The organism is Streptomyces sp. NPDC034111, assembly GCF_055575375.1.
Genome location: NZ_JBVIST010000017.1, coordinates 1 through 24,338, shown reverse-complemented (window position 1 = coordinate 24,338; position 24,338 = coordinate 1). Strand labels below are relative to the sequence as shown.

The following is a 24,338-nucleotide window of genomic DNA, read 5'->3' as shown; positions in this document are numbered from 1 at the left end:
CTGGGCCTCAGATGGCCGGACGGCCGACCGCGCTGATCGTGTGGATGCCCTGCTCGTCGGATTCGGCGTAGGAGCTGGCCATGTTCTGGAGCTTGTCGCCGATGCCCTCGAGGCGCTCGCCCAGGGAGTCCATCGACTCGAACATCCCGTCCCTGATCGGCGTGTAGATCGTTTCGAAGATGTCGCCGAAGTCGCAGTTCTCCCAGGGGCTGCCAAGGCCTTCAAGGTCGTCCTGCAACTTCTTCGATGCCTTGGAGAAATCGCTGCCGATGTGGACGAACGCGTTGCCTTGCGCGCGCAGCACATCCGGATCGACGTCAAATGCCTTGCCTGCCACCATTGCCCCCGATTTCTGGCATGTGTCGCGCTGATTCTTGGCGCGATTCTAGCGGTCCCAGATTAGGCGATATGAGCGCAGGCATGTCAAGGCGAGGGTGTGGAGGGTATGTGGGTGTTCGGGGGCTTCAATTCCGGGGAGATTCTGGGGAATTGACCTGCCTGTGACTTTGGGGGGAATGGTGAGTCTTGCCCTCCCTCACTCATCACCCGGTCGTCAACGAGTTGCGCGGTCGGGGCCAGGGGTCGTGAGGTCTTGGCTTGGTCGCGAATTCGAAAGTGCAGGTTAAATATTGGTGTGGTGATGGTCAAGTGGGTGGTGGGGGTGGTGCGGTGTGGTGGTGAGCGGGCGGTCGGGCGGGTGGGGCTTTGGCGTCAACCGTGTGTCTGGGGAATTGGGTCATGTGGGTGAGTGTGGGGGTGGGTTGATGCGGTCGGGGTAGTCGGGGCGTGGTCGGTGGGGAAGTGCGACGCGGGGACGATCATCTGTCCCGTAGCATTTCCGCTCATGGACGAACCCGCCAATGAAGAGCGCGAAGAGCACGAAGACCGCGACGAGTATGAAGAGCCCCTTTCCGAGAGCCGGGTGGGGCTGACGCCGCGTCAGGCTCGGCGAATACGTATCGTCCTGGCCTCGGTGCTGATGGCCGCGATGGCGGTGGTGCTCGTGGTGCGCCTGGCGTCGCGTACGTCGGTACTGGTGGTCGGGGTGTACGGAGCGGCGTTGGTGCTCTGCGGTGTGGTGATCGAGCTCAGCCGGCACGGGCGTACCCGGCTCGGCACCTGGATGCTCGGAATCGGTCTGGCGGCGGCGCTGGCCGCGGACTGGTTGCTGTTGCCCTGAGGTGAGGGCAGGGTGGCGGGCGGGAGCGGGGGCGGGGCAGATAGGTGGGGCGGGCGCGCGTGTAGGGGGAGTGTCCACTGCGGTGTGCGGTGTGCGGTGTGCGGTGTGCGGTGTGCAGTGCGTGGTGTGCAGTGCGCTTCTGCGGTAGTTGACGCGCCCCCGCTGTGCCGCGTGCGACCGACCGTCCGTGGCGACGCGACCGACCGTCCGGGCAGCCGCGTCGCGGTGAGCCGGCGCCTTCCCAGCGGCAGTGGGCGCAAAAGACAGAAGGGCGGTCGGCGCAGCGATGAGCTGCTGTGCCGACCGCCCTCCTCAGGGTTCAGAACAACCCGTGCCACATCTGCTCGATCACCAGTGACCACCAGTTGCCGGGGTCGTCCAGTGCCCAGGAATCAATGGCCGCGATCTGTTCCTGGAAGGTGGCGACCGCTGCTCCTGCGGTGTGCGGGTCCATGCCCTGCATCTGCGTGCGCGTGGTGACCAGGAGGGCGAGCGAGCGCAGGTAGGCGGAGAGGGTGCGGTTGACGAAACGGCCGCCGCCCGACGAGGGCTGGACGGCCCAGAGGGTGCCGATGAGGTTCTGGTTGTTCTCCGGGGCGGTGCACTGGACGGCGAGGGTGTACAGGCCGTCGGTGCCGAGGCGGATGTAGCCGGCGAGGGTTTCCAGGGTCTGTTCCTGGGCCTGGGTGCCGGTTTCCCGCAGATGGGTCGCCACGTCCGTGAACATGCCGCCGGCGGGCGGGGCGTCGGGGCGGTCCGAGGTGAAGAAGTACGGCACCTCGGTGGGGAGTCCGGCCCAGAGCAGGGTGTTCCGAGTGGCCTCGGGGAGCTGGGTCGCGGCGATGTCGTCGGCATCCGGGCGGCGTACGCCCTGGGGGCCGAAGACCTCCACGAGATGCTTCCCGAGGGCCACATCGCGCAGCTGCGGCGCGGGCTCCACGCGCTCCGGCACCGGCAGCCGGTGCGGTCGCGGCGGCGGCTGCTGCCCCGCCAGCTGGTGCATCATCTCGACGTGCCGCAGCAGTCCGGCGACACCCTCGGCGCGCTCCTCGGGCCGCATGCCGTAGCCCTCGGTGCAGGAGAAGCTGGCGTTGGGGAACGCACGGAGGATGAAGTCGCCCGGGTAGCCGCCGGGCAGCAGGGCCGGCCGCAGGTCGGTGTGGACCGCGCGGACGTCCGCCGCGTTGACGCCCAGCCGCCGCAGCTCGTCGTACAGCTGGTACTCGACGGGCGGTTGGCCGGGGGCGGAGAGCTTGGTGAGGTTGGTCTCCTCGCCCGTTGCCGGGTCGTTGTAGGTCGCGACGGCCGTGTTGCCGGGGCCGGTGACCGGCGGCCGGGCGGGCTCCGCCGGGGCGGCGGGCGCCCCGCCACCGTGCTTCTGCCGGTACATCCGCACGACCTCCTCGACCGGTACGGACGGCCAGACCGTCAGCTCGCCCGAGGCCCGGTCGACCACACCGCATGCGGTGCCGATCTCGGCGGGCGGGCGGCGCTGCCCGGTCTCCGGGTCGACCTCCGGGGGCGGCGGTACGGCCCACACCACCCAGCCGAGGTCGAACTCCTGCATCGCCACCTCACGCGGCGGACCCTGATGCCCTTCGGGGTTGAGCCAGCGGGCGGCGGTGGCGTGTGCCTGCGCCTGGGTGATCACGAGTGGTCTCCTTCGAGGCCGTGGGAAGCGTTGGCATCAGGGGTGCCGGTGCGCTGGGCCGGCACGGTCGGGGTGGTGGCGGGGACGGCCGCGAGGACCTGACGGGCAGTCACACCGCGCTCGGTGGCGACGACCAGCACACCGTCCGGCGAGAGATCGGCGCTGGTGATCGGGGAGTCGGAGAGCAGCGCGGCCACGACCTTCTGGTCGGCCCGGGTCCAGACCCGCAGGTAGTCGGCGCCGCGGCTGAGGCCGAACGGCGCAGCCGCCCGCGCCTCCTCCGAGGGCCGCACCACTCGCGACGGGTCGGCGTCGACGTACTCGGGAGCGTAGAGGTCGTGGAGGAGGAGGGCCGAGCCGCCGTCCTGGGGCGCCTCGTCGTCCGGGCCGCCCGCCGGCGTACGGGAACCGGGGGTGCCCTGGGGGACGAGGAAGGCGGCGACGGGGCGGGGGACCGCGGTGCCGGCCGGGGCGGGCGCAGGGGGCTGGGCGCCCTCGGCCGCCGGGTCCGCCGTCGCCGCGGCGGAGCCTTCGTCCTCCGGGGACAAGGATCCCGTGGTCACCGCGTGGACACCGGTCACCGGCACGCTCCACAGCGTCCGCCACGGCAGGTTGAAGCCGCGGGTGTGCAGCGCCTCCGCCCACGGTCCCAGCCCGTCCTCGACGAACGCGGACTCCAGGAACGCCGCCCGCATGTCGGCCGGCGCCTGGGAGCGGGTGAACAGGGGCGCGATGCGCAGATACGTACGGGCCGGCGCGCCCAACTGCTCAAGCGGTACGGCCTCCACGGCGGCCCGCAGCGTCACCGGGTCGGCGTGCGCGAACAGGCCCGGGTCGGTGAGGAGTTGGGGCAGCAGCCCGGCGTCGAGGGTGTGCGCCGCGAGGTGGTCGCGGATGTAGGGGTCGGCCTGTGACCAGTCCTGCTGGGGCACGGCCTCCAGCAGCGCCATGGCGATCTTGGTCTGGGCGTCACGGGCGTCCGGGAGGCCGGAGCGGATCTCGTCGGCGAGCGCGGGGTGCATCAGGCGCAGCAGCGTTCGGCTGCCCTCGGAGCCGGAGCCGGAGCCGGAGCCGGAGCCGGAGCCGGAGCCGGAGCCGGAGCCGGAGCCGGAGGCCGAGCCGGTTTCGGCTCCGGCGCTCGGTGCGGTGTCGCTCTCGTCGCCCTCCTCCGTGCCGTCGGCGGCCGATGGCTCAACCGGCTGGACGAACGGCGCCGCCAGCAGCATGCCGTCGGCGAGTTCCTGGCTCATATCGCGCCCGGCCACCGCGGACGCCAGCGTCCCCAGCAGCTGGGGCGGCAGCCCCTCGCCCTCGGCGAACGCGAGCGGTGCCAGCATCAGCCGCAGGGTCTGCGGATCGGTGCCCAGTCGGCGGGCGTGCAGATCGAGCGCCTCGCCGATGCTCGCGGGCAGCTGCGCGGGATCCGCCGGGTCGAAGCCGTCGGGGTGCATGAGCAGCGACTGCACGGCGAGCTGGACGGTGAGCCGGCTGCCCGCGGCGCGCGCGGCCATCGCCTCGGCGAGTGCCCGGCGCGCGGCCGGGTCGGTGGTGTACGGGAGTTCCGGCGCCCCGGTGGCGGGGTTGAGTGCGGTCTCGGCATGCCGCACCAGGCCCTTGGGGTCGGACCACTCGGGTGCGTCGAGGTCGATGATCTGAGCCTGGCCCTGGGGCAGCGACCCGGCCAGTTCCGTGGCCAGTTCGCGGGGCACCTCGGCGAGCAGCTGAACCGTTTCGGTGGCGGCGAGCGGCTTGAGTACGTCCCGTACGAGGCGGGCCGGCTCGTTCGCGGCACGTACCGGACCAGCCTGGTCCACATCCGGCACCACGATCGTCACCGGCTCGTCGAGAGCGGCGAGTTCGGTGAAGACGTCTTCGGTGCGGCCGGCGCGCAGCCCGAGGTGATCGGCGAGCAGCCACAGCACCTGTGCCGCGGTGCGCCCGGCGGGGCCCGGCACCGCGGGCGCCGGGAGATCCGGGGGCACCGTCGCCGGGTCCATCTCGTCCAGCGGCAGCTGCTTGCGGTATCCCGGATCGCACATCATCAGGAAGCCGGTGAGCAGGCGCGAGCACCCGCTGCCCGGATCTCCGGTGACCACGATGACGCGTGGCGCACCGGGCCACCGCATACGCCAGGCCGCGAGTGCGCGGAGCACGGTGGTGCGGCCGCCGATATACGGATGCGGAGCGTATCCGGCCGCTCGGGCATTTCCTCCGTCTGAGGCGCTCATGGCTTCCTCGTCCCCCATCAATCCCGCCGTCCACCGTCGTGGATTCTTGCGTGTACCGGCTCGATCCTATGATCCGGGGCCGCGCGCACGGCACGGTGCGGGGCGGCTGTTCCGGAACTGGAACACGCAGGCCGGGACGGGTGTGGGGGAGGAGCGCCGGTGGCTCGTGGCGTGAGCGTGGCGCCGGTTGTCCCGGTGGCGTGTTCCTGGGCCGTGGGTATAGCGCATGTGGCCCGTTGTGGAGAAATCGAGATCGCGTTGTGTGGAAAGGAAGCAGATCTGTCCGCATTCTCCGGGCGGCGATCTGCCTTCTTCTGTAACTGCCGTAACGACAGCATCTACCGTAACGACAGCATCTGCCGCAGTGGCGGCACCTGTCGTGGCAACCACGCTCGCCGTGGCGTCCGTCCAAATCGGCCGCAGTTGCCCAATCCGCCGTAATCCGCCTCATCCGGCGAATGCGCTGAGCCGCCCGATCCACCGAATCAGCTGATCTTGCCTATCCGTTGGAGCGGCGGAGCGCACCCGAAGACCGCGGAAAAGCCGGAAAACGCCGGAAGCCCCGGAATGCGCCGGAAACCCACAGAAAGCCGCGGCAACCGGCGCAGCGCCGGCGGCCGTATCCGCCCCGGTGGCCGTATCAGCCCCGGTGGCTGCGGCCGCCGCGCCGCGGGGCGGTGACGATATTGCCGGACGGGCCGTCGCGCTCGGCGCGCTCCGCGTCCTCCTTCGCCTCCTGCTCCTTCTGCCAGGCGGCGAACTTCTCGCGCGACTCCTCGCGCTCGGCCATGGTCTGGTTCTCCGCGGCCCGTCGCATCTCGTTGAGCCGGTCGCCGAGGGCGTCCAGGTACCCCGGCGTCTGGATGGCCTCCTTCATGCCCATACGGCCGGAGAGCACTTCCTGGGCCATCTCCTGGAGCTTGCCGCCGACGTTGGGGTTCTCCGCCAGGACCTTCAGGGCCTTACGCAGCCGGTGCGCCTGCTCCGGATCCTGGGCGACATCCATCAGGTCCTCGTCCTGGATCTGCCGTTCGTTGCTCATCCCTGCCCCCTTGAACGTCATGGCACAGCAACCGCATGTGCTGCACCGGCGTCCAGAGTCTAATGACGGGTGTGAACAGGTCGTCAAGGCGGGGGTTGTCGGTATTGCCGCATATTGCTCCCTATGCATTCCGCGTACTGCCCGCCGGGCGCTCGGCAGAGGGCATCGGGGCTATTGCGGGTGTGCTAGACCTGAGGCGATGTTGGCAGGTAGCTGTCATTCAATTCGGGGAGAAATGATGTCCGACGAAGTCCGGCTCAGTACGGAGGAGTTGCACACGCTCGGTGCGGCCTTCGAGATACGCGCGGAAGAACTGAGCCGGCAGCTGGCCGCATTCAGACGGCGGGCGGATGCCGAGGCGCTGCGGGACGGATTCGGCAGCCAGGAAGCGGCCCGGCCGTTCCGTGAGCTGTACGAGCAGGCCGAGCACGCCCTCGTCCAGCTTCAGCAGCGGCTCGCCGAGGTCGCCGGCGGCCTCAAGGAGACCGCCACGCAGACACAGGCGACCGAGGACGAGCTGGTCGAGACCATACGGAGCGTCGAGATGATGCGGAGCGGCAAGTGAGCGAGCGACGCAACCCCGAGGCGCTGCACGAAGCGGCGGCCGGCTGGCGGGAGATGGGCAAGCACCTCGACGGGATGGTCCGCGATCTGGACCGGCACGTCGGCACCGCCGCGGCGGCCAACTGGCACGGCCCGGCGGGCGAGGCGTTCGCCGCGGAGTGGCACCGCCTCAAGCGGTCCGTCGACGACTCGCTGCCGGCCTTCGAACTGGCCGCCGCGGACCTGGAGACCGCCGCGGCCGCGCACCCCGACGAGAAGGACGGCGAGAACCACGGCGCACCGCCGGTGAACAACTCAGGCGGAGGGCAGTCGTCGTCCGGCCCCGAGGTCGCCTACGGCTTCATGGCGCTGGGTCAGCTCGCCAACGGCCTGGGCGGCGCGTTCGGCAAGCGCGGCGGACGGGGCGGCGGCCAGAGCGCGGTACCGCAGGCGCGTCACCAGTGGGAGACGTCCACGGCCACGCAGGGGCCCGACCCGTTCGGACCGGCCAAGGCCGGTGAGGCCAAGACGCGCGGCGGTGAGGGCATCGCCAAGGGCGTACGGACCCAGCCGGCCGGTCCGGAGCCGGCGCCGGGTGCCGAACGGGACCCGAAGGCGGCGACGGCGACGGCGGCGAAGCCGGAGAAGCCCGGGAAGCCCGAGAAGGCGGCCAAGCCGGAGGAGAAGGGCGCGGGGGCGGCCGGACCGGACACGACCCAGCACGGCGCCTTCGGCTGATCCCGGACGTCGCGGCTCCGCAAGCCCGGTCGGCCGCGCGGACGTGCCGGCACCGAGCGCACCCGCGCACCGCGCACACGAAACGGCGGTGGGGCGCCCCTCCTGAGAGGGACGCCCCACCGCCGTTGTGCGTTCCGCCTGTTACTGGCCGTGGGCCGGCAGCCAGCCCGTCTGGACCAGCTGCGCACCGCGCTTGCGGGTGATGAACGTCGCCCGGCCGGGCGTGAGGGGCTGGCCCTTGATGTTGCCCATCAGCGGGCCCTCCGCCGGGTCGGCGGAGAGGATCAGACCCTGTGCGCCGAGCTCCTTCGTACGCTGCATCACGGGCTCGAACGACGACCGTCCGGCGCCCGAGGAGCTGCGCGCGATGATCAGGCGCAGACCCAGGTCACGGGCGAACGGCAGGTACTCCAGCAGCGGTTGCAGCGGGTTGCCGCTGCTGGTCGCCACCAGGTCGTAGTCGTCCACGATCACGAACGCGTCCGGCAGGTCGTACCAGCTGCGGTTGCGCAGCTGCTCCGGCGTGACGTCCGGTCCGGGCATCCGGCGGCCCAGCGAACCGGCCAGCCCGCTGATGACCTCCTGAAGCTGCGGACCCGCGGCGCAGTACTTGTACAGATGGCTCTCGGGGACCTCGCCGAGCAGCGCGCGACGGTAGTCGGAGACCACCATCAGCGCCTTGTCGGACGGGTACCGCTCGGCGATCTGCTTGGTCAGCAGACGCAGCAGCGAGGACTTGCCGGACTCGCTCTCGCCGTAGATGACCAGCAGCGGGTCGGTCTCGAAGTCGATGAACGCCGGCGACAGCGTGGTCTCGTCGACACCGATCGCGATCCCGTGCTCCGGGTAGTCGTTGCCCTTGGGCAGCTCGTTGGCGTGCAGCATCGTCGGCAGCATCCGCACCTTGGGGGCGGGCTCGCCCTGCCAGTGCTCCTTGACCGTGGCCACCAGGTTCGCGATGCCGTCGCTGATCGTCTCCGGGTCGCTCATTCCGTCCAGACGCGGCAGCGCCGAGAGGAAGTCGAGCTTCTCCGGGGACAGACCGCGGCCGGGCTTGCCCATGGGGACGTTCTCCGCGCGCTTGCGGTCGAACTCCGACTCCATCGGGTCACCCAGGCGCAGCTCGACACGGTTGAGCAGCTGGTCACGCAGCGCCGGACGGACCTCGGTGTAGCGGGCGGCGCCGAGGACCAGGTGGACACCGAAACCGAGACCCCGGGCGGCGATGTCCAGGATCACCGGGTCGAGCTGCTCGTAGTCGGTCTTGAAGGTTCCCCAGCCATCGATGATCAGGAAGACGTCGCCCCACTTCTCGTCGGGGAAGGCGCCCGCGGCCCGCCGCTGGCGGTAGGTCGCGATCGAGTCGATGTTGTTGGCCCGGAAGAACTCCTCACGCTGGTTGAGGATGCCGACGACCTCGGCGACCGTACGGCGGACCTTCTCCGCGTCCAGACGCGAGGCGACACCGCCGACGTGCGGCAGGCCCTCCATCGTCAGCATGCCGCCGCCACCGAAGTCGAGGCAGTAGAACTGCACCTCGGCCGGGGTGTGGGTGAGCGCGAACGCCGCAATGGCGGAGCGGATCAGGGTCGACTTGCCGGACTGCGGACCACCCACGACCAGGCCGTGACCGGCACCGGCGGAGAAGTCCAGGTACATCACGTCACGCCGCTGCTCGAACGGCTTGTCCACCAGCGCGACCGGCACCACGAGCTTGCCGAGCGCGGTGTACTCCGCCGCGTGCACACCCCGTTCGGGGGTGACGGCCAGCGTCGGGAGCAGCTGGTTGACGGTGGGCGCCTCCTCCAGCGGCGGCAGCCACACCTGGTGCGCCGGCGGGCCCTGGCCCTGCATGCGCTGGACCATGACGTCCAGCACGGTGTCGGCGAGCGCGTCGTCCACCTCGGGCTCCGCCGCCTCGACGGAGACGGGCTCCTCGATGATCTGCTCGACGACCGGGGCCGCGGTGAACGGCACCGGCATCCGCATGGACCGGCCGCCGCCGCCGCCACGACCGCCGCCACCCGGACCGCGGTAGGTACCGGAGACATACGCGGCCTTGAACTGGACCATCGTCTCGGTGTCGTACTTCAGGATGCCGGAACCGGGGACGTTCGGCAGGTGGTAGGCGTCCGGCACACCGATCGCGGTCCGCGACTCGGCCGCGGAGAAGGTGCGCAGACCGAGCCGGTAGGACAGGAAGGTGTCCAGACCGCGCAGCTTGCCCTCTTCCAGACGCTGCGAGGCGAGCAGCATGTGCACACCCATCGAACGGCCGATCCGGCCGATCTGGATGAACATCTCGATGAAGTCGGGCTTGGCGGCGAGCAGCTCGGAGAACTCGTCGATGATCATCACCAGCGACGGCAGCGGGTCCAGCGGGGCACCCGCGGCACGCGCCTTCTCGTAGTCGGTGATGTTCGCGTAGTTGCCCGCGGAGCGCAGCAGCTCCTGGCGGCGCTGGAGTTCACCGGTGATCGAGTCGCGCATGCGGTCGATCAGGGTGACGTCCTCACCGAGGTTGGTGATGACCGCCGCGACGTGCGGCATCTCCGACATACCGGTGAAGGTGGCGCCACCCTTGAAGTCCGCGAGGATGAAGTTCAGCGTCTCCGAGGAGTGGGTGACCGCGAGGGCGAGCACCAGGGTGCGCAGCACCTCGGACTTACCGGAACCGGTCGCACCGACACACAGACCGTGCGGGCCCATGCCCTGCTGTGAGGCTTCCTTGATGTCCAGCATGACCGGCTGGCCGTCGCGGTCGACACCGATCGGGACGCGCAGCCGCTCGGCCAGCGTCCGGGGACGCCAGGTACGCGACACGTCCAGGGCACCGGCGTCGCCGATGTTGAGCAGGTCGGTGAAGTCCAGGGCGGACAACAGCGGTTCCTCGCCGTCGGCGCCGGAGCCCGCCCGCAGCGGGGCCAGCTGACGCGCCAGCGACTCCGACTCGGCGATCGACAGGGTGTCGCAGACACCGTGGTAGACCGCGCCGCTGGCCGACTCCAGCACCAGCTTGCCCGGCCACACCTGTACGGCCAGACCACCGCGGATCTCGTCCAGATCGCCCGGCACGACCTCGAGGATGGTGACGCCCTGGAGGCCCTCGGCCCCGGCGATCACCGAGTCCATCGGGACCTCGCCGCCGTCGAGCACGATCACCACATGCGGGGAGTCGGTCACCGGAGTGCCCTGCGGGTTGAACCGCCCACGGCCGTCCAGCTCGTCGGCCAGCAGCTCCTCGATCTCACCGAGGTCACCGACGACCAGCCGGCGGCTGCCCGCGCCGTCGGTGCTCTTGTCCTGCACCTGCGGCAGCCACTTCGTCCACTCCCACTCCGCCTGCGCACCGGGCGCGGCGACGACCGCCACCACCAGGTCCTCGGGCGAGTGCAGGGTGCACAGCTGGGCGATGATGGCGCGCGAGGCGCCGTAGACCGTGTCCGGGTCACCCGAGACGGTCAGGTGGTAGAAGGCGCGCAGCGAGACCGCGAGCGGCAGGTTGTCCAACTGCCCGTGCTTGTCGAGGAACTCCTTCATCGCATGCGCGGTGAGCGGCTCCAGCTCGTCGACCGGAGCGGTCTCCGGAGCCCGCAGCGGGGTGGCCAGCTGCTGCGGCCCCAGCCCGAGACGTACCTGCCCGAAGTCGGGGTCGGTCGCCCGGCGTTCCCATACCCGTTTGCCCTCGGCCACGATGGACCACAACTGGCTCGGATCGGGGTGCGTGAAGAGCTGTGCGTCCCGCTGCTTGCGCGCGGTCCGCCGTACCTCTTTCCGCTTCTGCGTAAGGTACTTGAGGTAATCCTGGCGCTCTTGGACCATTTGCCCGGAAGGGCCTTGGCGCGCTTTGACGATCTGGGCGATCGCCATTGCCAGGGTGGACGCCACCATAAAGCCGCCCATGATTTTCATGAACGGCTGATTGCCCATGAACAAGAAACCCGCCGATGACGCCATACCCATCATGGGCATAAGGGTCATCAGCATGCTTTCTGATTCGCCTTCACGCGGCAGCTCCGGAGGCGCCTCGAGTGTCACCTCCTCAGAGGGGACTTCGGGTGGCAGCGCGCGGGGCGGGCGCTTGACGATGACAACGCTCACCGAGGCATCAGTCCTTCATGCATCTCTCGCAGTCTCGGACCGCCCCCGTTGGATTCGACGGTCCCCCCGAGCCAAGTCCTTGGCCCGAACCAGGCGTTGATCCTACTGTTAAGCGTCAAGTCTCGGGGTGGGTGGGGCGGTCGCCGAATTGGACGGTACGCTGACGCCTCGCGAGCGTGCCAACAGCCCCGAAGTGACGGCTCTATATATACGGCGCGCGAAGCGACAAAACGCCCAACGGATAGGGGGAACCGCCAGGTGAGCACGACCACTGGCACCGGCTTTTGCCGGGTCACAGTCGCCGCGCCGGACGCACGGATCGACGTGGCTCTGCCGGAGGATGTCGCACTCGTCGACATCTATCCGGAGATCCTGAGGCTCTCGGGGCAGTCCCAGGCAGAGGGCGCACCGACCGGCTATCACCTCGTTCGCCGCGACGGCACGGTTCTCGACGCCGGGCAGTCGCTCGCGCAGCAGCAGATCCTCGACGGCGACCTGCTTCTGCTGAAGCCGTTCGCCGAATCGCTGCCGCTCCCGGTCTTCGACGATGTCTCCGACGCCGTCGCCTCCGCGGTCAAGCGCAACCGCAGCCGCTGGAGCGACGACCTGATGCATGTCGTCGGCCTCACCGCCGGCGTGCTGCTGCTCGTCATGATGGCGTTCGCCCTGTGGTTCTCGAACCCCGCCGACCGCGATATGCACCGGCTGCCGGGCATCATCGCCGGCGTCGTCGGCATCGTCCTGGTCGCACTGGCCGGCGTCCGCGCCCGGGTCTACGACGACCACGGCTCCTCGATCGCGCTGGGCCTGTCCGCCCTGCCGCATCTGCTGATCGCCGGTTCCGGCATCTTCCCGGTCGACGACGGCGCCGGCCCCGGCCGGCTGCACCTGCTCGTCGGCTGTGTGACCGTGCTGATCGCCTCGGTCCTCCTGGTGGTCCTGCTGCCGCGCGGTGACGCCCCCTTTGTCGCGGCCGCGTTCCTGTCCGCCATCGGCACCCTCGCGGTGTTCGCCGCGATCCTCACCGACGCCGAGGGTCGCGAGGTCGCCGCCGTCACCGCCGTCGTCGCCATCGCCATGGTCGCCTGGCTGCCCGGTCTCTCCGCCCGCTTCGCCCGGCTGCCCATCGGCTACAAGTCGCCCGACCAGATCGCCAAGGGCTCCTTCGACAACGGCGGCGAGACCGAGTCCGTCGACTTCGTCAAGATCGCCAACCAGGCCAAGCGCGGCCACGAGCTGCTGCTCGGCCTGGTCGCCGGCTGCTCCGCCCTGGTCGTCGGCTCGGCCGGTGTGGTCCTGGGCTTCTCCGACAACATGTGGGCCCAGCTGCTGGCCATGGCCGCCGGCATCACGATCATGCTCCGTGCGCGGCTCTTCGACTACACCGCGCAGGTCGCCTGCCTGACCGTCGCCGGCATCCTGACGATCGTCCTGCTGATCCTGGGCATCACGCTGCACCCGCCGACGGACATCTTCGTCGACCTCATCCAGTACCAGGACGCGGGGCCGCTCAACATCCGCACCGTCTGGTTCTCCAGCAGCATCGCGCTGGGCGCCGCCGTCCTGGTCGGTGTCGGCCTGGTCGTCCCGCGCAAGGGTGTCACCCCCTTCTGGGGCCGGATCTTCGACATCTTCGACGGCCTGGTCCTGCTGTCCCTCGTACCGCTGTGCCTGGCGGTGCTGGACGTCTACAACAAGGTGCGCGGCCTCACCGGCAACTAGCCACCGCCCGCTCCGGCCGCGGCCCCCCGACCACCCGGTCGGGGGGCCGTTTCCCAGCTGGTACGCTGTGTGACGGCTCGGTCGAGTCATCCAAGGATTCCCTGTGAAGCAGACCAGGGACGCTCGACGGCCACGAACCCAAGGAGTACCGCGTGTCGCTCGACGCCGCTACGAAGAAGCAGATCATGACCGAGTTCGCCACCAAGGAGGGTGACACCGGCTCCCCCGAGGTCCAGGTCGCGCTGCTCTCCCGCCGGATCTCGGACCTGACCGAGCACCTCAAGACCCACAAGCACGACCACCACTCCCGCCGTGGTCTGCTGCTGCTCGTCGGCCAGCGCCGCCGCCTGCTGCAGTACCTGGCGAAGAAGGACATCACGCGCTTCCGCGCGCTGGTCGAGCGCCTGGGCATCCGCCGCGGCGCGGCGGGCGCCAAGTAAGACGCCGTAAAGGGAGCGGTTCCCACCGGGGGCCGCTCCCTTTGCCATACGCACCGGATGCTCACGCCATCTCATGGTGGACGGAAGCTTTGTACTCTGGTGCCATATCGCAAAAGTGAACGCGGTAGGAGCGCCTCCTGGCCGCCGGTCCTCGGTAGTGGCCCCCGGACGATCCATGTACGCATGATCATCACTCCGGGTGCTTCGATCGAAGACCGGCCCGCACCGGCGCTCCACCGAAGACGGTCTGCCGCCATACGGGCAGCAGACGCAGACGAGGAGATATTCCTGGTGGAGAACGAGACCCACTACGCCGAAGCCGTGATCGACAACGGTTCCTTCGGCACCCGCACCATCCGCTTCGAGACGGGCCGCCTGGCCAAGCAGGCCGCCGGTTCCGCCGTCGCGTACCTGGACGACGACACCATGGTGCTGTCGGCCACCACCGCCTCCAAGACGCCTAAGGACCAGCTGGACTTCTTCCCGCTGACCGTCGACGTCGAGGAGCGGATGTACGCAGCCGGGAAGATCCCCGGCTCCTTCTTCCGCCGTGAGGGCCGCCCCTCCGAGGACGCGATCCTCACCTGCCGCCTGATCGACCGCCCGCTGCGCCCGTCCTTCAAGAAGGGCCTGCGCAACGAGATCCAGATCGTCGAGACGATCATGGCGCTCAACCCCGACCACCTCTACGACGTGGTCGCCATCAACGCCGCCTCCTGCTCCACGCAGCTGGCCGGCCTGCCCTTCTCGGGCCCCATCGGCGGCACCCGCGTCGCCCTGATCAAGGGCCAGTGGGTCGCCTTCCCGACCCACACCGAGCTCGAGGACGCCGTCTTCGACATGGTCGTGGCCGGCCGCGTCCTCCCGGACGGCGACGTCGCGATCATGATGGTCGAGGCCGAGGCCACCGAGAAGACCATCCAGCTCGTCAAGGACGGCGCCGAGGCCCCCACCGAGGAGGTCGTCGCCGCCGGTCTGGAGGCCGCCAAGCCCTTCATCAAGGTGCTGTGCAAGGCGCAGGCGGACCTCGCCGCGAAGGCCGCCAAGCCGACCGGCGAGTTCCCGGTCTTCCTGGAATACCAGGACGACGTCCTCGAGGCGCTGACCAAGGCCGTCAAGGACGAGCTCACCCAGGCGCTGACCATCGCCGGCAAGCAGGACCGCGAGGCAGAGCTGGACCGCGTCAAGGGCCTGGCCGCCGAGAAGCTGCTGCCGGAGTTCGAGGGCCGCGAGAAGGAGATCTCCGCCGCGTACCGCTCGCTGACCAAGACCCTGGTCCGTGAGCGCGTCATCAAGGAGAAGAAGCGCATCGACGGCCGCGGCGTCACGGACATCCGTACGCTCGCCGCCGAGGTCGAGGCGATCCCGCGGGTGCACGGCTCCGCCCTGTTCGAGCGTGGCGAGACCCAGATCCTGGGCGTCACCACCCTCAACATGCTCCGCATGGAGCAGCAGCTGGACACCCTCTCTCCGGTGACCCGCAAGCGCTACATGCACAACTACAACTTCCCGCCGTACTCCGTCGGTGAGACCGGCCGCGTGGGCTCCCCCAAGCGCCGCGAGATCGGCCACGGCGCGCTGGCCGAGCGTGCCATCGTGCCGGTGCTGCCGACCCGCGAGGAGTTCCCGTACGCGATCCGCCAGGTCTCCGAGGCGCTGGGCTCCAACGGCTCGACGTCCATGGGCTCGGTCTGCGCCTCGACCATGTCGCTGCTGAACGCCGGTGTGCCGCTCAAGGCCCCGGTCGCCGGTATCGCCATGGGCCTGATCTCCCAGGAGATCGACGGCCAGACCCACTACGTCGCCCTCACCGACATCCTCGGTGCGGAGGACGCGTTCGGTGACATGGACTTCAAGGTCGCCGGTACCCGCAACTTCGTGACCGCCCTTCAGCTGGACACCAAGCTGGACGGCATCCCGGCCTCCGTGCTGGCCGCGGCGCTCAAGCAGGCCCGCGACGCGCGTCTGCACATCCTCGACGTCATGACCGAGGCCATCGACGTCCCGGACGAGATGTCCCCGAACGCCCCGCGGATCATCACCGTCAAGATCCCGGTGGACAAGATCGGTGAGGTCATCGGCCCCAAGGGCAAGATGATCAACCAGATCCAGGAGGACACCGGCGCCGACATCACGATCGAGGACGACGGCACCATCTACATCGGTGCCGCCGACGGCCCGGCCGCCGAGGCCGCCCGTGCCACGATCAACGGCATCGCCAACCCGACCATGCCGGAGGTCGGCGAGCGCTACCTGGGCACGGTCGTCAAGACCACCACCTTCGGTGCGTTCGTCTCCCTGCTCCCCGGCAAGGACGGTCTGCTGCACATCTCGCAGATCCGCAAGCTGGCCGGCGGCAAGCGCGTCGAGAACGTCGAGGACGTGCTCGCGGTGGGCGCCAAGGTCCAGGTCGAGATCGCCGAGATCGACCAGCGCGGCAAGCTCTCCCTGATCCCCGTGATCGAGGAAGAGGACGCCGAGGCCGACAAGAAGGACGACGCCGACAAGTGACGTCCCGTACGCACAGGACGACGGCCCGCACCTCTACGGAGGGGCGGGCCGTCGCCCGTACCCAAACGCTTCTCAAGGGCACCGCGGGCGCCGGCACGGTCCGCCGGACCACGCTCCCCGGCGGCCTGCGGATCGTCACCGAGACGCTGCCCACGGTCCGCTCGGTCACCTTCGGGATCTGGGCACACGTCGGCTCCCGAGACGAGACCCCGTCCCTCAACGGCGCCACGCACTACCTGGAGCATCTGCTCTTCAAGGGCACCGAGCGGCGCAGCGCACTGGACATCTCGGCCGGCATCGACGCGGTCGGCGGCGAGATGAACGCCTTCACCGCGAAGGAGTACACCTGCTACTACGCGCGGGTGCTCGACACCGATCTGCCGCTCGCCATCGACGTGGTGTGCGACATGCTCACCGGCTCGCTGATCGAGGCCGAGGACGTGGACGCCGAGCGCGGCGTCATCCTCGAAGAGATCGCGATGACCGAGGACGACCCGGGCGACTGCGTGCACGACCTGTTCGCGCACACCATGCTCGGCGACACCCCGCTCGGCCGCCCGGTCCTGGGCACCGTCGACACCGTCAACGCCCTCACCCCCGAGCGCATCCGCCGCTTCTACAAGAAGCACTACGACCCCACCCACCTCGTCGTCACGGCGGCCGGCAACGTCGACCACGCCAAGGTCGTCCGCCAGGTCCGCCGCGCCTTCGAGCAGGCCGGGGCCCTGGACCGCACCGACGCCACCCCCGTGGCCCCGCGCTCGGGCACCCGGGCGCTGCGCACCGCCGGCCGCGTCGAACTGCTCAACCGCCGGACCGAGCAGGCCCATGTCATCCTCGGGATGCCCGGCATGGCACGCACCGACGACCGGCGCTGGGCGATGGGCGTGCTGAACACCGCACTGGGCGGCGGGATGTCCTCCCGGCTCTTCCAGGAGGTCCGAGAGAAGCGCGGACTGGCCTACAGCGTGTACTCGTACACCTCGGGCTTCGCTGACTGCGGCCTCTTCGGGGTCTACGCCGGCTGCCGCCCCAACCAGGTGCACGATGTGCTGAAGATCTGCCGCGACGAACTCGACCAGGTGGCGGCGCACGGCCTCAGCGACGACGAGATCCACCGCGCCATCGGCCAACTGCGCGGATCCACCGTCCTCGGCCTGGAGGACACCGGCGCGCTGATGCACCGCCTCGGCAAGAGCGAGCTGTGCTGGGGCGAGCAGATGTCGGTCGACGAGATGCTCGCCCGGATAGCGGCCGTCACCCCCGACGAGGTGCGCGAGGTGGCCCGCGATGTACTGGGCCTGCGCCCCTCGCTCTCCGTCATCGGCCCCCTGAAGGACCGGCAGGCGGCCCGGCTCGACGACGTCGTCGCATAGGGCTGTGGGCGGGCCATTGCCGTACCACCGAGAGAAGGACTGGAAACGATGAGCAAGCTGCGTGTGGCCGTACTCGGAGCACAGGGGCGCATCGGCTCCGAGGCCGTACGGGCCGTCGAGGCCGCCGAGGACATGGAGCTGGTCGCCGGGCTCGGCCGCGGGGACAAGCTGGAGACGCTGGTCGAGGCCGGTGCCGAGGTCGTGGTCGAGCTGACCAACCCGGGCGCGGTCATGGGCAACCTCGACTTCTGTGTGCGACACGGCATCCATGCGGTGGTCGGGACCACCGGCTGGACCGATGAGCGCCTGGCGCAGCTGCGCACCTCGCTCGCCGCCGCACCGCAGGCGGGGGTGCTGATCGCGCCGAACTTCTCCATCGGTGCGGTGCTGACCATGCAGTTCGCCCAGCAGGCGGCGCGCTTCTTCGAGTCCGTCGAGGTCGTCGAGCTGCACCACCCGAAGAAGGCGGACGCCCCCTCGGGCACCGCGGCCCGTACCGCGCAGCTGATCGCCAAGGCCCGCGAGGAGGCCGGCTGCGCCCCGCAGCCGGACGCCACCACCACCGCGCTGGACGGTGCCCGTGGTGCGGACGTGGACGGCGTCCCCGTGCACTCCGTACGGCTGCGCGGGCTGCTCGCCCACCAGGAGGTGCTCTTCGGCGGGGAGGGCGAAACCCTCACCATCCGGCACGACTCCCTCCACCACAGCAGCTTCATGCCGGGCATCCTGCTCGGGGTGCGCCGCGTGGTGTCCACCCCGGGCCTGACCGTGGGCCTGGAAAACTTCCTCGACCTGGGCTGAGGCCGGCAGCCATGGGCGGAAAGATCACGTACTTCTTCCTTGCCACCGTGCTGGTGATCGTCTTCGGCGTGGTGGCGCTGGAGGGCGTACTGCTCCTGCTGACCGGTGAGCCGGCGGCCATGGGGATGGGCGCGGTGGCCTTCGCGCTGCCGTGCATCGGTGCCTGGTTCCTCTGGCACAACACCCGCTTCGCGCGGAACGCCCACCGGCTGGCCCATGCGCTGGAGGCCGAGGGCGGGCTGCCCGCCGACGAGCTCCAGCGCACTCCGGGCGGCAGGATCGACCGGGACGCGGCCGATGCGGTCTTCGCCCGGCGCCAGGCCGAGACGGAGGAGGCGCCGGGCGACTGGCGCACATGGTTTCGGCTCGCGGTCGCCTACCACGACGCCCGGGACACCCCGCGCGCCCGCAAGGCGATGCAGCGCGCCATCGCCCTGCACGACGAAAAGCCCGCCCGGACCGCCTAGACGCCGAGACGCCGCGGCGCCACGGGACCTTGGCGCCGCGGCGTCTCGGCGTCTTGTCGATCACGTGATTTCCGCGGTCGCGGGGTCTTCGTCGTCACGGCTTGTCTCACGGGGCCTGCGGCAACGTGGTCGTGTATCTGATCCGGCCCGTGCTCCTGCGAGCACGTGGTCTTGCCCGTGGTCCTGCGATCACGTGGGCCTTGCGATCACCTGGCGACCGATGACCCACGGGAATACCGCCTCAGCCCCCGACGTTGTGGTCCCGCAGGGGGCGCCCGGATCCCCTACGGCATCTGTTCGACCATCCCCTAAGCGCGGTACTCCGCCGCCCAGGCCTCCAGCACGTCCGTGGCGTGCTCGAACGCCTCCGGCCGGGCGAGGAAGTCGCCGTTGTGGTCGGTGACCAGGGCGCGCAGCGGCTCGCCCTGGGTACGCCGGACGATCAGGGCCTGGCCCTGCACCGTCCGCGGCAGCCCCAGCCAGCGCACCGGCTGCTGGAGCGTCCGTACCGAGGCGATGGCGCTCCACGGCTCGGTCGTCGTACGCAGCAGGTTCACCTGCCGCAGGCCCTGCGAGCTGACCCAGAGGCCCACCCGCAGCAGCCGCAGCGCGAGGGCGATCAGCAGCCCGCCAAGGGCGGCACAGGCGCCGGCGCCGGGCAGTGAGCCCGCCATCGCGATGATCATCGCGGAGAGCAGGACGAACGAGGCGAGCAGCAGAAACACCGCCGCCGCCCCCACCCGCCACGGTCCGGGGCGGTAGGGACGGCGCCAGTGGTCGGGCTCGTCATGCGGCAGCGCGGCTGATTCCGTAACACGGTCATCGAGGTCGCGGTCGGCCGTCAGGAAGGGCAGGGGCACGGCTGATCCTCACTCAGGGCTGCTCAGCACTCACCGGCGTGCTGACGGAAGCTGTGACCGGTGAGGCTATCGGGACCTGCGGAGCGGAACCACTCTGCGGTCCGCTCCGCCAGGGAGTGTCCTTGAGCCAGGCCCTGATCGGGGAGTGCCCCGCCCACTCAGCGGTGGGCGGCCTCGGACTGATGCACCCGATTCGAGGTGGAACTGTCCTGCTGCAGTGCGGGAACGCCGAACAGCAGCGCGCCGGCCAGGCCGCCCACTACTGTCAGCGTGATCAGTGACTGGCCGACGAGCTGCGCGCGGGAGGCGCGCTGTCGCGGCGGGGGAGTGACATTGCTGCGGAACCGGTCTGCCTCGGCAACGAAGGCGAACGGGACGGGCTCTCGCCGGCGGAACATGAGGGGGCTCTCCTAGGAACCTCGAAGTGGGCACTGTCACAGGGTTAGACGTCTGCGCCGCCCGATTGGTGCCCGTTTTCCGAGACTTCTGTGAAAAATATCAACTCCCGCGCCGCGCCCTGCTATAGAGCGTCCGTTTTGCGGCTAACGCGGCATCACACCACATTTACTGGACTGTCAGTGGTGGGCCGTAGGCTGGTCGCGCACGAGGATCGAACGGAAGGAACCGCCGGTGTCCCACACCCCCGCCGACAGCACTGAGAGCCCTGACAGTGCAGCCGTCAGCTTCCGGAGCGAGGTGACGGTCGAGCTGGTCAAGCACAGCGCCGCGGACAGCGACGTCCTGTGGGCGGCCCGGGTCTCCACGGCCGGCGAGCAGTCCCTGGAGGAGCTCCAGAAGGACCCGGAGCGCTCCAAGGGCCTGATCAACTTCCTCATGCGGGACCGGCACGGCAGCCCGTTCGAGCACAACTCCATGACCTTCTTCATCAGCGCGCCGATCTTCGTCTTCCGCGAGTTCATGCGGCACCGTGTCGGCTGGTCGTACAACGAGGAGTCCGGCCGCTACCGCCAGCTGGAGCCGGTCTTCTACGTCCCCGGTGAGTCCCGCAAGCTCGTCCAGCAGGGCCGCCCCGGCAAGTACGAGTTCGTCGAGGGCACCCAGGCCCAGCACGAGCTCACCGGCCGGGTCATGGAGGACTCCTACCGCCAGGCCTACGAGGCCTATCAGGAGATGCTGGCCGCCGGCGTCGCCCGCGAGGTCGCCCGCGCGGTGCTCCCGGTCGGTCTGTACTCCTCCATGTACGCGACCTGCAACGCTCGCTCGCTGATGCACTTCCTCGGCCTGCGCACGCAGCACGAGCAGGCGAAGGTGCCGTCCTTCCCGCAGCGCGAGATCGAAATGGTCGGCGAGCAGATGGAGGCCCACTGGGCCAAGCTCATGCCGCTCACGTACGGCGCATTCAATGCGAACGGCCGGATCGCCCCGTAAGGCCCAGGCCACGGGCCGGATGCCGGGAGCGCGCAGGACAGACGTGCGAAGTGTCCGGATTGCGGCATTTTGAGAAGTTCATCTACGCTGAACAGACGGACCCGGCACTGCTTGAACCCCCGAGCAGGCAGTGCCGGAGTCCACATCCCTGCTCCCCAGAGGCGCATCCCACGGTGAGCTACGAGTAGCGTGGGACCCATGGCTCCGACTTCCACACCGCAGACCCCCTTCGGGCGGGTGCTGACCGCCATGGTCACGCCATTCACGGCGGATGGCGCTCTCGACCTCGACGGCGCGCAGCGGCTCGCCGCACATCTGGTGGACGCCGGCAATGACGGCCTCGTCGTCAACGGCACCACTGGAGAGTCCCCGACCACCAGCGATGCGGAGAAAGCCCAGCTGGTCCGCGCCGTGGTCGATGCGGTCGGAGACCGCGCCTTTGTCGTCGCCGGAGCCGGCACCAACGACACCCACCACAGCCTCGAGCTCGCCCGCGCCGCCCAGGACGCCGGCGCCCATGGTCTGCTCGCGGTGACGCCGTACTACAGCAAGCCCCCGCAGGAGGGCCTGCTGCGCCACTTCACGGCCATCGCGGACGCCACCGACCTGCCCGTGATGCTCTACGACATCCCTGGCCGAAGCGGCGTCCCGATCAACACCGAGACCATCGTCCGGCTCGCCGAGCACCCCCGGATCGTGGCCAACAAGGACGCCAAGGGCGACCTCGGCCGCGCCAGCTGGGCCATCGCCCGCTCCGGTCTCGCCTGGTACAGCGGCGACGACATGCTCAACCTGCCGCTGCTCTCGGTCGGAGCCATCGGCTTCGTCTCCGTGGTCGGCCATGTCGTCACCCCCGAGCTGCGCGCCCTCCTGGACGCCCACCTCAACGGTGACGTCACCAAGGCCACCGAGATCCACCAGAAGCTGCTGCCGGTCTTCACCGGCATGTTCCGCACCCAGGGCGTGATCACCACCAAGGCCGCCCTCGGCCTCCAGGGCCTGCCCGCCGGTCCGCTGCGCCTGCCGCTCGTCGAGCTTTCCCCCGAGGAGACCGAGCAGCTCAAGCGCGACCTCGCGGCCGGCGGCGTACAGCTCTGAACAGAGACTTCACAAATGAATACGGACCAACAACCGCCACATAGCAAGTGCACGAATGTCATGCGCGCCACGTGCCTCGACGGCAGCGTGGCGCGTGTGGTGAGGAGAGTCTTTTGAGTCATCCGCATCCTGAGCTCGGCGCCCCGCCGAAGCTTCCCAAGGGTGGCCTGCGCGTCACCCCCCTCGGCGGCCTGGGTGAAATCGGCCGCAACATGACGGTCTTCGAATACGGCGGCCGGTTGCTGATCGTCGACTGCGGAGTGCTCTTCCCGGAGGAGGAGCAGCCCGGAATCGACCTGATCCTGCCGGACTTCTCGTCCATCAGGGATCGCCTGGACGACATCGACGGCATCGTCCTGACCCACGGCCACGAGGACCACATCGGTGGTGTCCCCTACCTCCTGCGCGAGAAGCCGGACATCCCGCTCATCGGCTCGAAGCTGACCCTCGCCCTGATCGAGGCGAAGCTCCAGGAGCACCGGATCCGCCCGTACACGCTGGAGGTCGCCGAGGGCGAGCGCGAGCGGCTGGGGCCCTTCGACTGCGAGTTCATCGCGGTCAACCACTCCATCCCGGACGCCCTGGCCGTCGCCATCCGCACCCCCGCGGGCATGGTCGTGCACACCGGCGACTTCAAGATGGACCAGCTCCCGCTGGACCGCCGCCTGACCGACCTTCCCGCGTTCGCCAAGCTCGGCGAGGAAGGCATCGACCTGCTCCTCTCCGACTCCACGAACGCCGAGGTCCCGGGCTTCGTCCCGCCCGAGCGCGACATCTCGAACGTCCTGCGCGGAGTGTTCGCGAGCGCCCAGAAGCGCATCATCGTCGCCAGCTTCGCGAGCCATGTGCACCGCATCCAGCAGATCCTCGACGCGGCGCACGAGTACGGCCGCCGGGTGGCGTTCGTCGGCCGCTCGATGGTCCGCAACATGGGCATCGCCCGCGAGCTGGGCTATCTGAACGTCCCGGCCGGTCTGGTCGTCGACGTCAAGACCCTCGACGACCTCCCCGACGACGAGGTCGTGCTGGTCTGCACGGGTTCCCAGGGCGAGCCGATGGCGGCCCTCTCCCGCATGGCCAACCGCGACCACCAGATCCGCATCGTCCCGGGCGACACCGTGATCCTGGCGTCGTCGCTCATCCCGGGCAACGAGAACGCGGTCTACCGCGTGATCAACGGACTGACCCGCTGGGGTGCCAACGTCGTCCACAAGGGCAACGCCAAGGTCCATGTCTCGGGCCATGCCTCGGCCGGCGAGCTGCTGTACTTCTACAACATCTGCAAGCCGAAGAACCTGATGCCGGTGCACGGCGAATGGCGCCATCTGCGCGCCAACGCCGAACTGGGCGCCCTGACGGGCGTACCGAAGGACCGGATCGTCATCGCCGAGGACGGCGTCGCGGTCGACCTGGTCGACGGCATCGCCAAGATCGTCGGCAAGGTCCAGGCCGGCTACGTCTACGTCGACGGCCTCTCGGTCGGCGATGTCACCGAGACGTCGCTCAAGGACCGCCGCATCCTCGGCGACGAGGGCATCATCTCGGTCTTCGTGGTCGTGGACTCCAGCACCGGCAAGATCGTCGGCGGCCCGGACCTGCACGCCCGCGGCTCCGGCATCGACGACGCCGCCCTGTCGGCCGTGGCCCCGAAGATCGAAGAGGCGCTGGCCAAGTCGGCCCAGGACGGCATCGCGGAGCCTCACCAGCTCCAGCAGCTGGTCCGCCGATCGGTCGGCAAGTGGGTGTCGGACAACTACCGCCGCCGCCCGATGATCCTCCCCGTGGTCGTCGAGGTCTGACGCACAGAGCCGTACGAACGTACTCAAGTCGGAGCGGGGCGCCCGGATTTGCATCCAGGCGCCCCGCTCCAGTACGTTTACGGCTCCGCCTGAACGGGAAGCGCCGCACGCCTGTGCGTACGGGGCGCCTCCCAAGCCGGGCGGAATTCCGGCCCAGAGCAATCTGATAAAGTCGGATCAGCCGAAAGGCAAACCCCCTCCGACGGGCAATCGGACCGAATTCGAACCGGATACGGCAAGAATCGGATCTGCTAAAGTCGGAAGCGCGAAGAAGCCGAAAGGCCGAATCGCACCGGTGAAAATCGGAACCGCAAGGATCTGATAGAGTCGGAAACGCAAGACCGAAGGGAAGCGCCCGGAGAGCCCGGTACTGAGTCAATCAGAACCGATAA

The 24,338-nt window shown here is 69.5% G+C and carries 19 protein-coding genes; 12 read left to right on the top strand and 7 right to left on the bottom strand.

From position 1 onward, the window contains the following. Positions 1–7: 7 nt before the first annotated feature. Positions 8–340 (bottom strand): WXG100 family type VII secretion target, encoded by a 333-nt coding sequence (locus ACZ55A_RS28810; RefSeq protein WP_468845976.1) that lies wholly within the window; start codon positions 338–340, stop codon positions 8–10. Between the two features lie 504 nt (positions 341–844). On the opposite strand from ACZ55A_RS28810, the gene ACZ55A_RS28805 reads away from it, so the two are divergent. Further along, complete coding sequence (locus tag ACZ55A_RS28805) at positions 845–1,180, top strand: hypothetical protein (RefSeq protein ID WP_468845973.1); 336 nt, start codon at positions 845–847, stop codon at positions 1,178–1,180. A 319-nt stretch (positions 1,181–1,499) separates the two neighbouring features. On the opposite strand, the gene ACZ55A_RS28800 is transcribed toward ACZ55A_RS28805, so the two are convergent. The 3 genes from ACZ55A_RS28800 to ACZ55A_RS28790 all read right to left on the bottom strand — a co-directional run bounded on the left by ACZ55A_RS28800 (position 1,500) and on the right by ACZ55A_RS28790 (position 6,101). Further along, positions 1,500–2,831: an SUKH-4 family immunity protein gene (locus ACZ55A_RS28800; RefSeq protein ID WP_468845971.1), complete on the bottom strand. Its 1,332-nt coding sequence runs from the start codon at positions 2,829–2,831 to the stop codon at positions 1,500–1,502. Further along, positions 2,828–5,059 (bottom strand): ATP-binding protein, encoded by a 2,232-nt coding sequence (locus ACZ55A_RS28795; protein ID WP_468845968.1) that lies wholly within the window; start codon positions 5,057–5,059, stop codon positions 2,828–2,830. Before ACZ55A_RS28795 ends, ACZ55A_RS28800 begins: the two co-directional genes overlap by 4 nt. 640 nt (positions 5,060–5,699) lie before the next feature. After that, positions 5,700–6,101 (bottom strand): hypothetical protein, encoded by a 402-nt coding sequence (locus ACZ55A_RS28790; protein ID WP_468845965.1) that lies wholly within the window; start codon positions 6,099–6,101, stop codon positions 5,700–5,702. A gap of 238 nt (positions 6,102–6,339) precedes the next feature. Between ACZ55A_RS28790 and ACZ55A_RS28785 the strand changes: the two genes are divergently transcribed. Both ACZ55A_RS28785 and ACZ55A_RS28780 read left to right on the top strand, forming a co-directional pair. After that, a complete protein-coding gene (locus tag ACZ55A_RS28785) occupies positions 6,340–6,666 on the top strand; it encodes a type VII secretion target (RefSeq protein ID WP_468845964.1) in 327 nt (108 codons plus the stop codon). Continuing rightward, positions 6,663–7,382 (top strand): WXG100 family type VII secretion target, encoded by a 720-nt coding sequence (locus ACZ55A_RS28780; protein ID WP_468845961.1) that lies wholly within the window; start codon positions 6,663–6,665, stop codon positions 7,380–7,382. Before ACZ55A_RS28785 ends, ACZ55A_RS28780 begins: the two co-directional genes overlap by 4 nt. A gap of 141 nt (positions 7,383–7,523) precedes the next feature. On the opposite strand, the gene eccCa is transcribed toward ACZ55A_RS28780, so the two are convergent. After that, the gene (gene eccCa, locus ACZ55A_RS28775) at positions 7,524–11,483 is read right to left on the bottom strand and encodes a type VII secretion protein EccCa (RefSeq protein ID WP_468845957.1); all 3,960 of its coding nucleotides are present in this window, start codon (positions 11,481–11,483) and stop codon (positions 7,524–7,526) included. A 258-nt stretch (positions 11,484–11,741) separates the two neighbouring features. Between eccCa and eccD the strand changes: the two genes are divergently transcribed. From eccD to ACZ55A_RS28745, 6 genes are all read left to right on the top strand, one after another. Next, positions 11,742–13,205 carry a type VII secretion integral membrane protein EccD gene (gene eccD / locus ACZ55A_RS28770; protein WP_468845955.1) on the top strand — a complete coding sequence of 488 codons (1,464 nt, stop codon included), beginning with the start codon at positions 11,742–11,744 and terminating at the stop codon, positions 13,203–13,205. 152 nt (positions 13,206–13,357) lie between these two features. Next, entirely contained in the window at positions 13,358–13,645 is a 288-nt protein-coding gene (gene rpsO / locus ACZ55A_RS28765) for a 30S ribosomal protein S15 (protein ID WP_009714645.1), read from the top strand. A gap of 291 nt (positions 13,646–13,936) precedes the next feature. Beyond that, the gene (locus ACZ55A_RS28760; RefSeq protein ID WP_468845953.1) at positions 13,937–16,156 is read left to right on the top strand and encodes a polyribonucleotide nucleotidyltransferase; all 2,220 of its coding nucleotides are present in this window, start codon (positions 13,937–13,939) and stop codon (positions 16,154–16,156) included. Next, positions 16,153–17,532 (top strand): M16 family metallopeptidase, encoded by a 1,380-nt coding sequence (locus tag ACZ55A_RS28755; RefSeq protein WP_468845950.1) that lies wholly within the window; start codon positions 16,153–16,155, stop codon positions 17,530–17,532. The genes ACZ55A_RS28760 and ACZ55A_RS28755 overlap by 4 nt, the downstream gene beginning before the upstream one ends. A gap of 48 nt (positions 17,533–17,580) precedes the next feature. Next, positions 17,581–18,333: a 4-hydroxy-tetrahydrodipicolinate reductase gene (dapB, locus tag ACZ55A_RS28750; protein ID WP_468845948.1), complete on the top strand. Its 753-nt coding sequence runs from the start codon at positions 17,581–17,583 to the stop codon at positions 18,331–18,333. A gap of 11 nt (positions 18,334–18,344) precedes the next feature. Beyond that, the gene (locus ACZ55A_RS28745; protein WP_468845945.1) at positions 18,345–18,800 is read left to right on the top strand and encodes a tetratricopeptide repeat protein; all 456 of its coding nucleotides are present in this window, start codon (positions 18,345–18,347) and stop codon (positions 18,798–18,800) included. A 308-nt stretch (positions 18,801–19,108) separates the two neighbouring features. Here ACZ55A_RS28745 and ACZ55A_RS28740 read toward each other — a convergent pair whose 3' ends face one another. Together ACZ55A_RS28740 and ACZ55A_RS28735 are read right to left on the bottom strand one after the other, a co-directional pair. Further along, entirely contained in the window at positions 19,109–19,660 is a 552-nt protein-coding gene (locus ACZ55A_RS28740; protein WP_468845943.1) for a PH domain-containing protein, read from the bottom strand. 158 nt (positions 19,661–19,818) lie between these two features. Beyond that, positions 19,819–20,058, bottom strand: a complete 240-nt coding sequence (locus tag ACZ55A_RS28735) for a hypothetical protein (protein WP_468845942.1) — start codon at positions 20,056–20,058, stop codon at positions 19,819–19,821. A 232-nt stretch (positions 20,059–20,290) separates the two neighbouring features. Between ACZ55A_RS28735 and thyX the strand changes: the two genes are divergently transcribed. From thyX to ACZ55A_RS28720, 3 genes are all read left to right on the top strand, one after another. Next, complete coding sequence (gene thyX, locus ACZ55A_RS28730; protein ID WP_468845940.1) at positions 20,291–21,049, top strand: FAD-dependent thymidylate synthase; 759 nt, start codon at positions 20,291–20,293, stop codon at positions 21,047–21,049. A 198-nt stretch (positions 21,050–21,247) separates the two neighbouring features. Next, entirely contained in the window at positions 21,248–22,147 is a 900-nt protein-coding gene (gene dapA / locus ACZ55A_RS28725) for a 4-hydroxy-tetrahydrodipicolinate synthase (RefSeq protein ID WP_033269511.1), read from the top strand. A 113-nt stretch (positions 22,148–22,260) separates the two neighbouring features. After that, the gene (locus ACZ55A_RS28720) at positions 22,261–23,946 is read left to right on the top strand and encodes a ribonuclease J (protein ID WP_468845937.1); all 1,686 of its coding nucleotides are present in this window, start codon (positions 22,261–22,263) and stop codon (positions 23,944–23,946) included. The last annotated feature ends 392 nt before the right edge of the window (positions 23,947–24,338 follow it).

Coding starts and splice junctions, on each gene's coding strand:
- ACZ55A_RS28810 (WP_468845976.1), bottom strand. CDS start 340: ATGGTGGCAGGCAAGGCATTTGACGTCGATCCGGATGTGCTGCGCGCG.
- ACZ55A_RS28805 (WP_468845973.1), top strand. CDS start 845: ATGGACGAACCCGCCAATGAAGAGCGCGAAGAGCACGAAGACCGCGAC.
- ACZ55A_RS28795 (WP_468845968.1), bottom strand. CDS start 5,059: ATGAGCGCCTCAGACGGAGGAAATGCCCGAGCGGCCGGATACGCTCCG.
- ACZ55A_RS28790 (WP_468845965.1), bottom strand. CDS start 6,101: ATGAGCAACGAACGGCAGATCCAGGACGAGGACCTGATGGATGTCGCC.
- ACZ55A_RS28785 (WP_468845964.1), top strand. CDS start 6,340: ATGTCCGACGAAGTCCGGCTCAGTACGGAGGAGTTGCACACGCTCGGT.
- dapB (WP_468845948.1), top strand. CDS start 17,581: ATGAGCAAGCTGCGTGTGGCCGTACTCGGAGCACAGGGGCGCATCGGC.
- ACZ55A_RS28745 (WP_468845945.1), top strand. CDS start 18,345: ATGGGCGGAAAGATCACGTACTTCTTCCTTGCCACCGTGCTGGTGATC.
- ACZ55A_RS28735 (WP_468845942.1), bottom strand. CDS start 20,058: ATGTTCCGCCGGCGAGAGCCCGTCCCGTTCGCCTTCGTTGCCGAGGCA.
- dapA (WP_033269511.1), top strand. CDS start 21,248: ATGGCTCCGACTTCCACACCGCAGACCCCCTTCGGGCGGGTGCTGACC.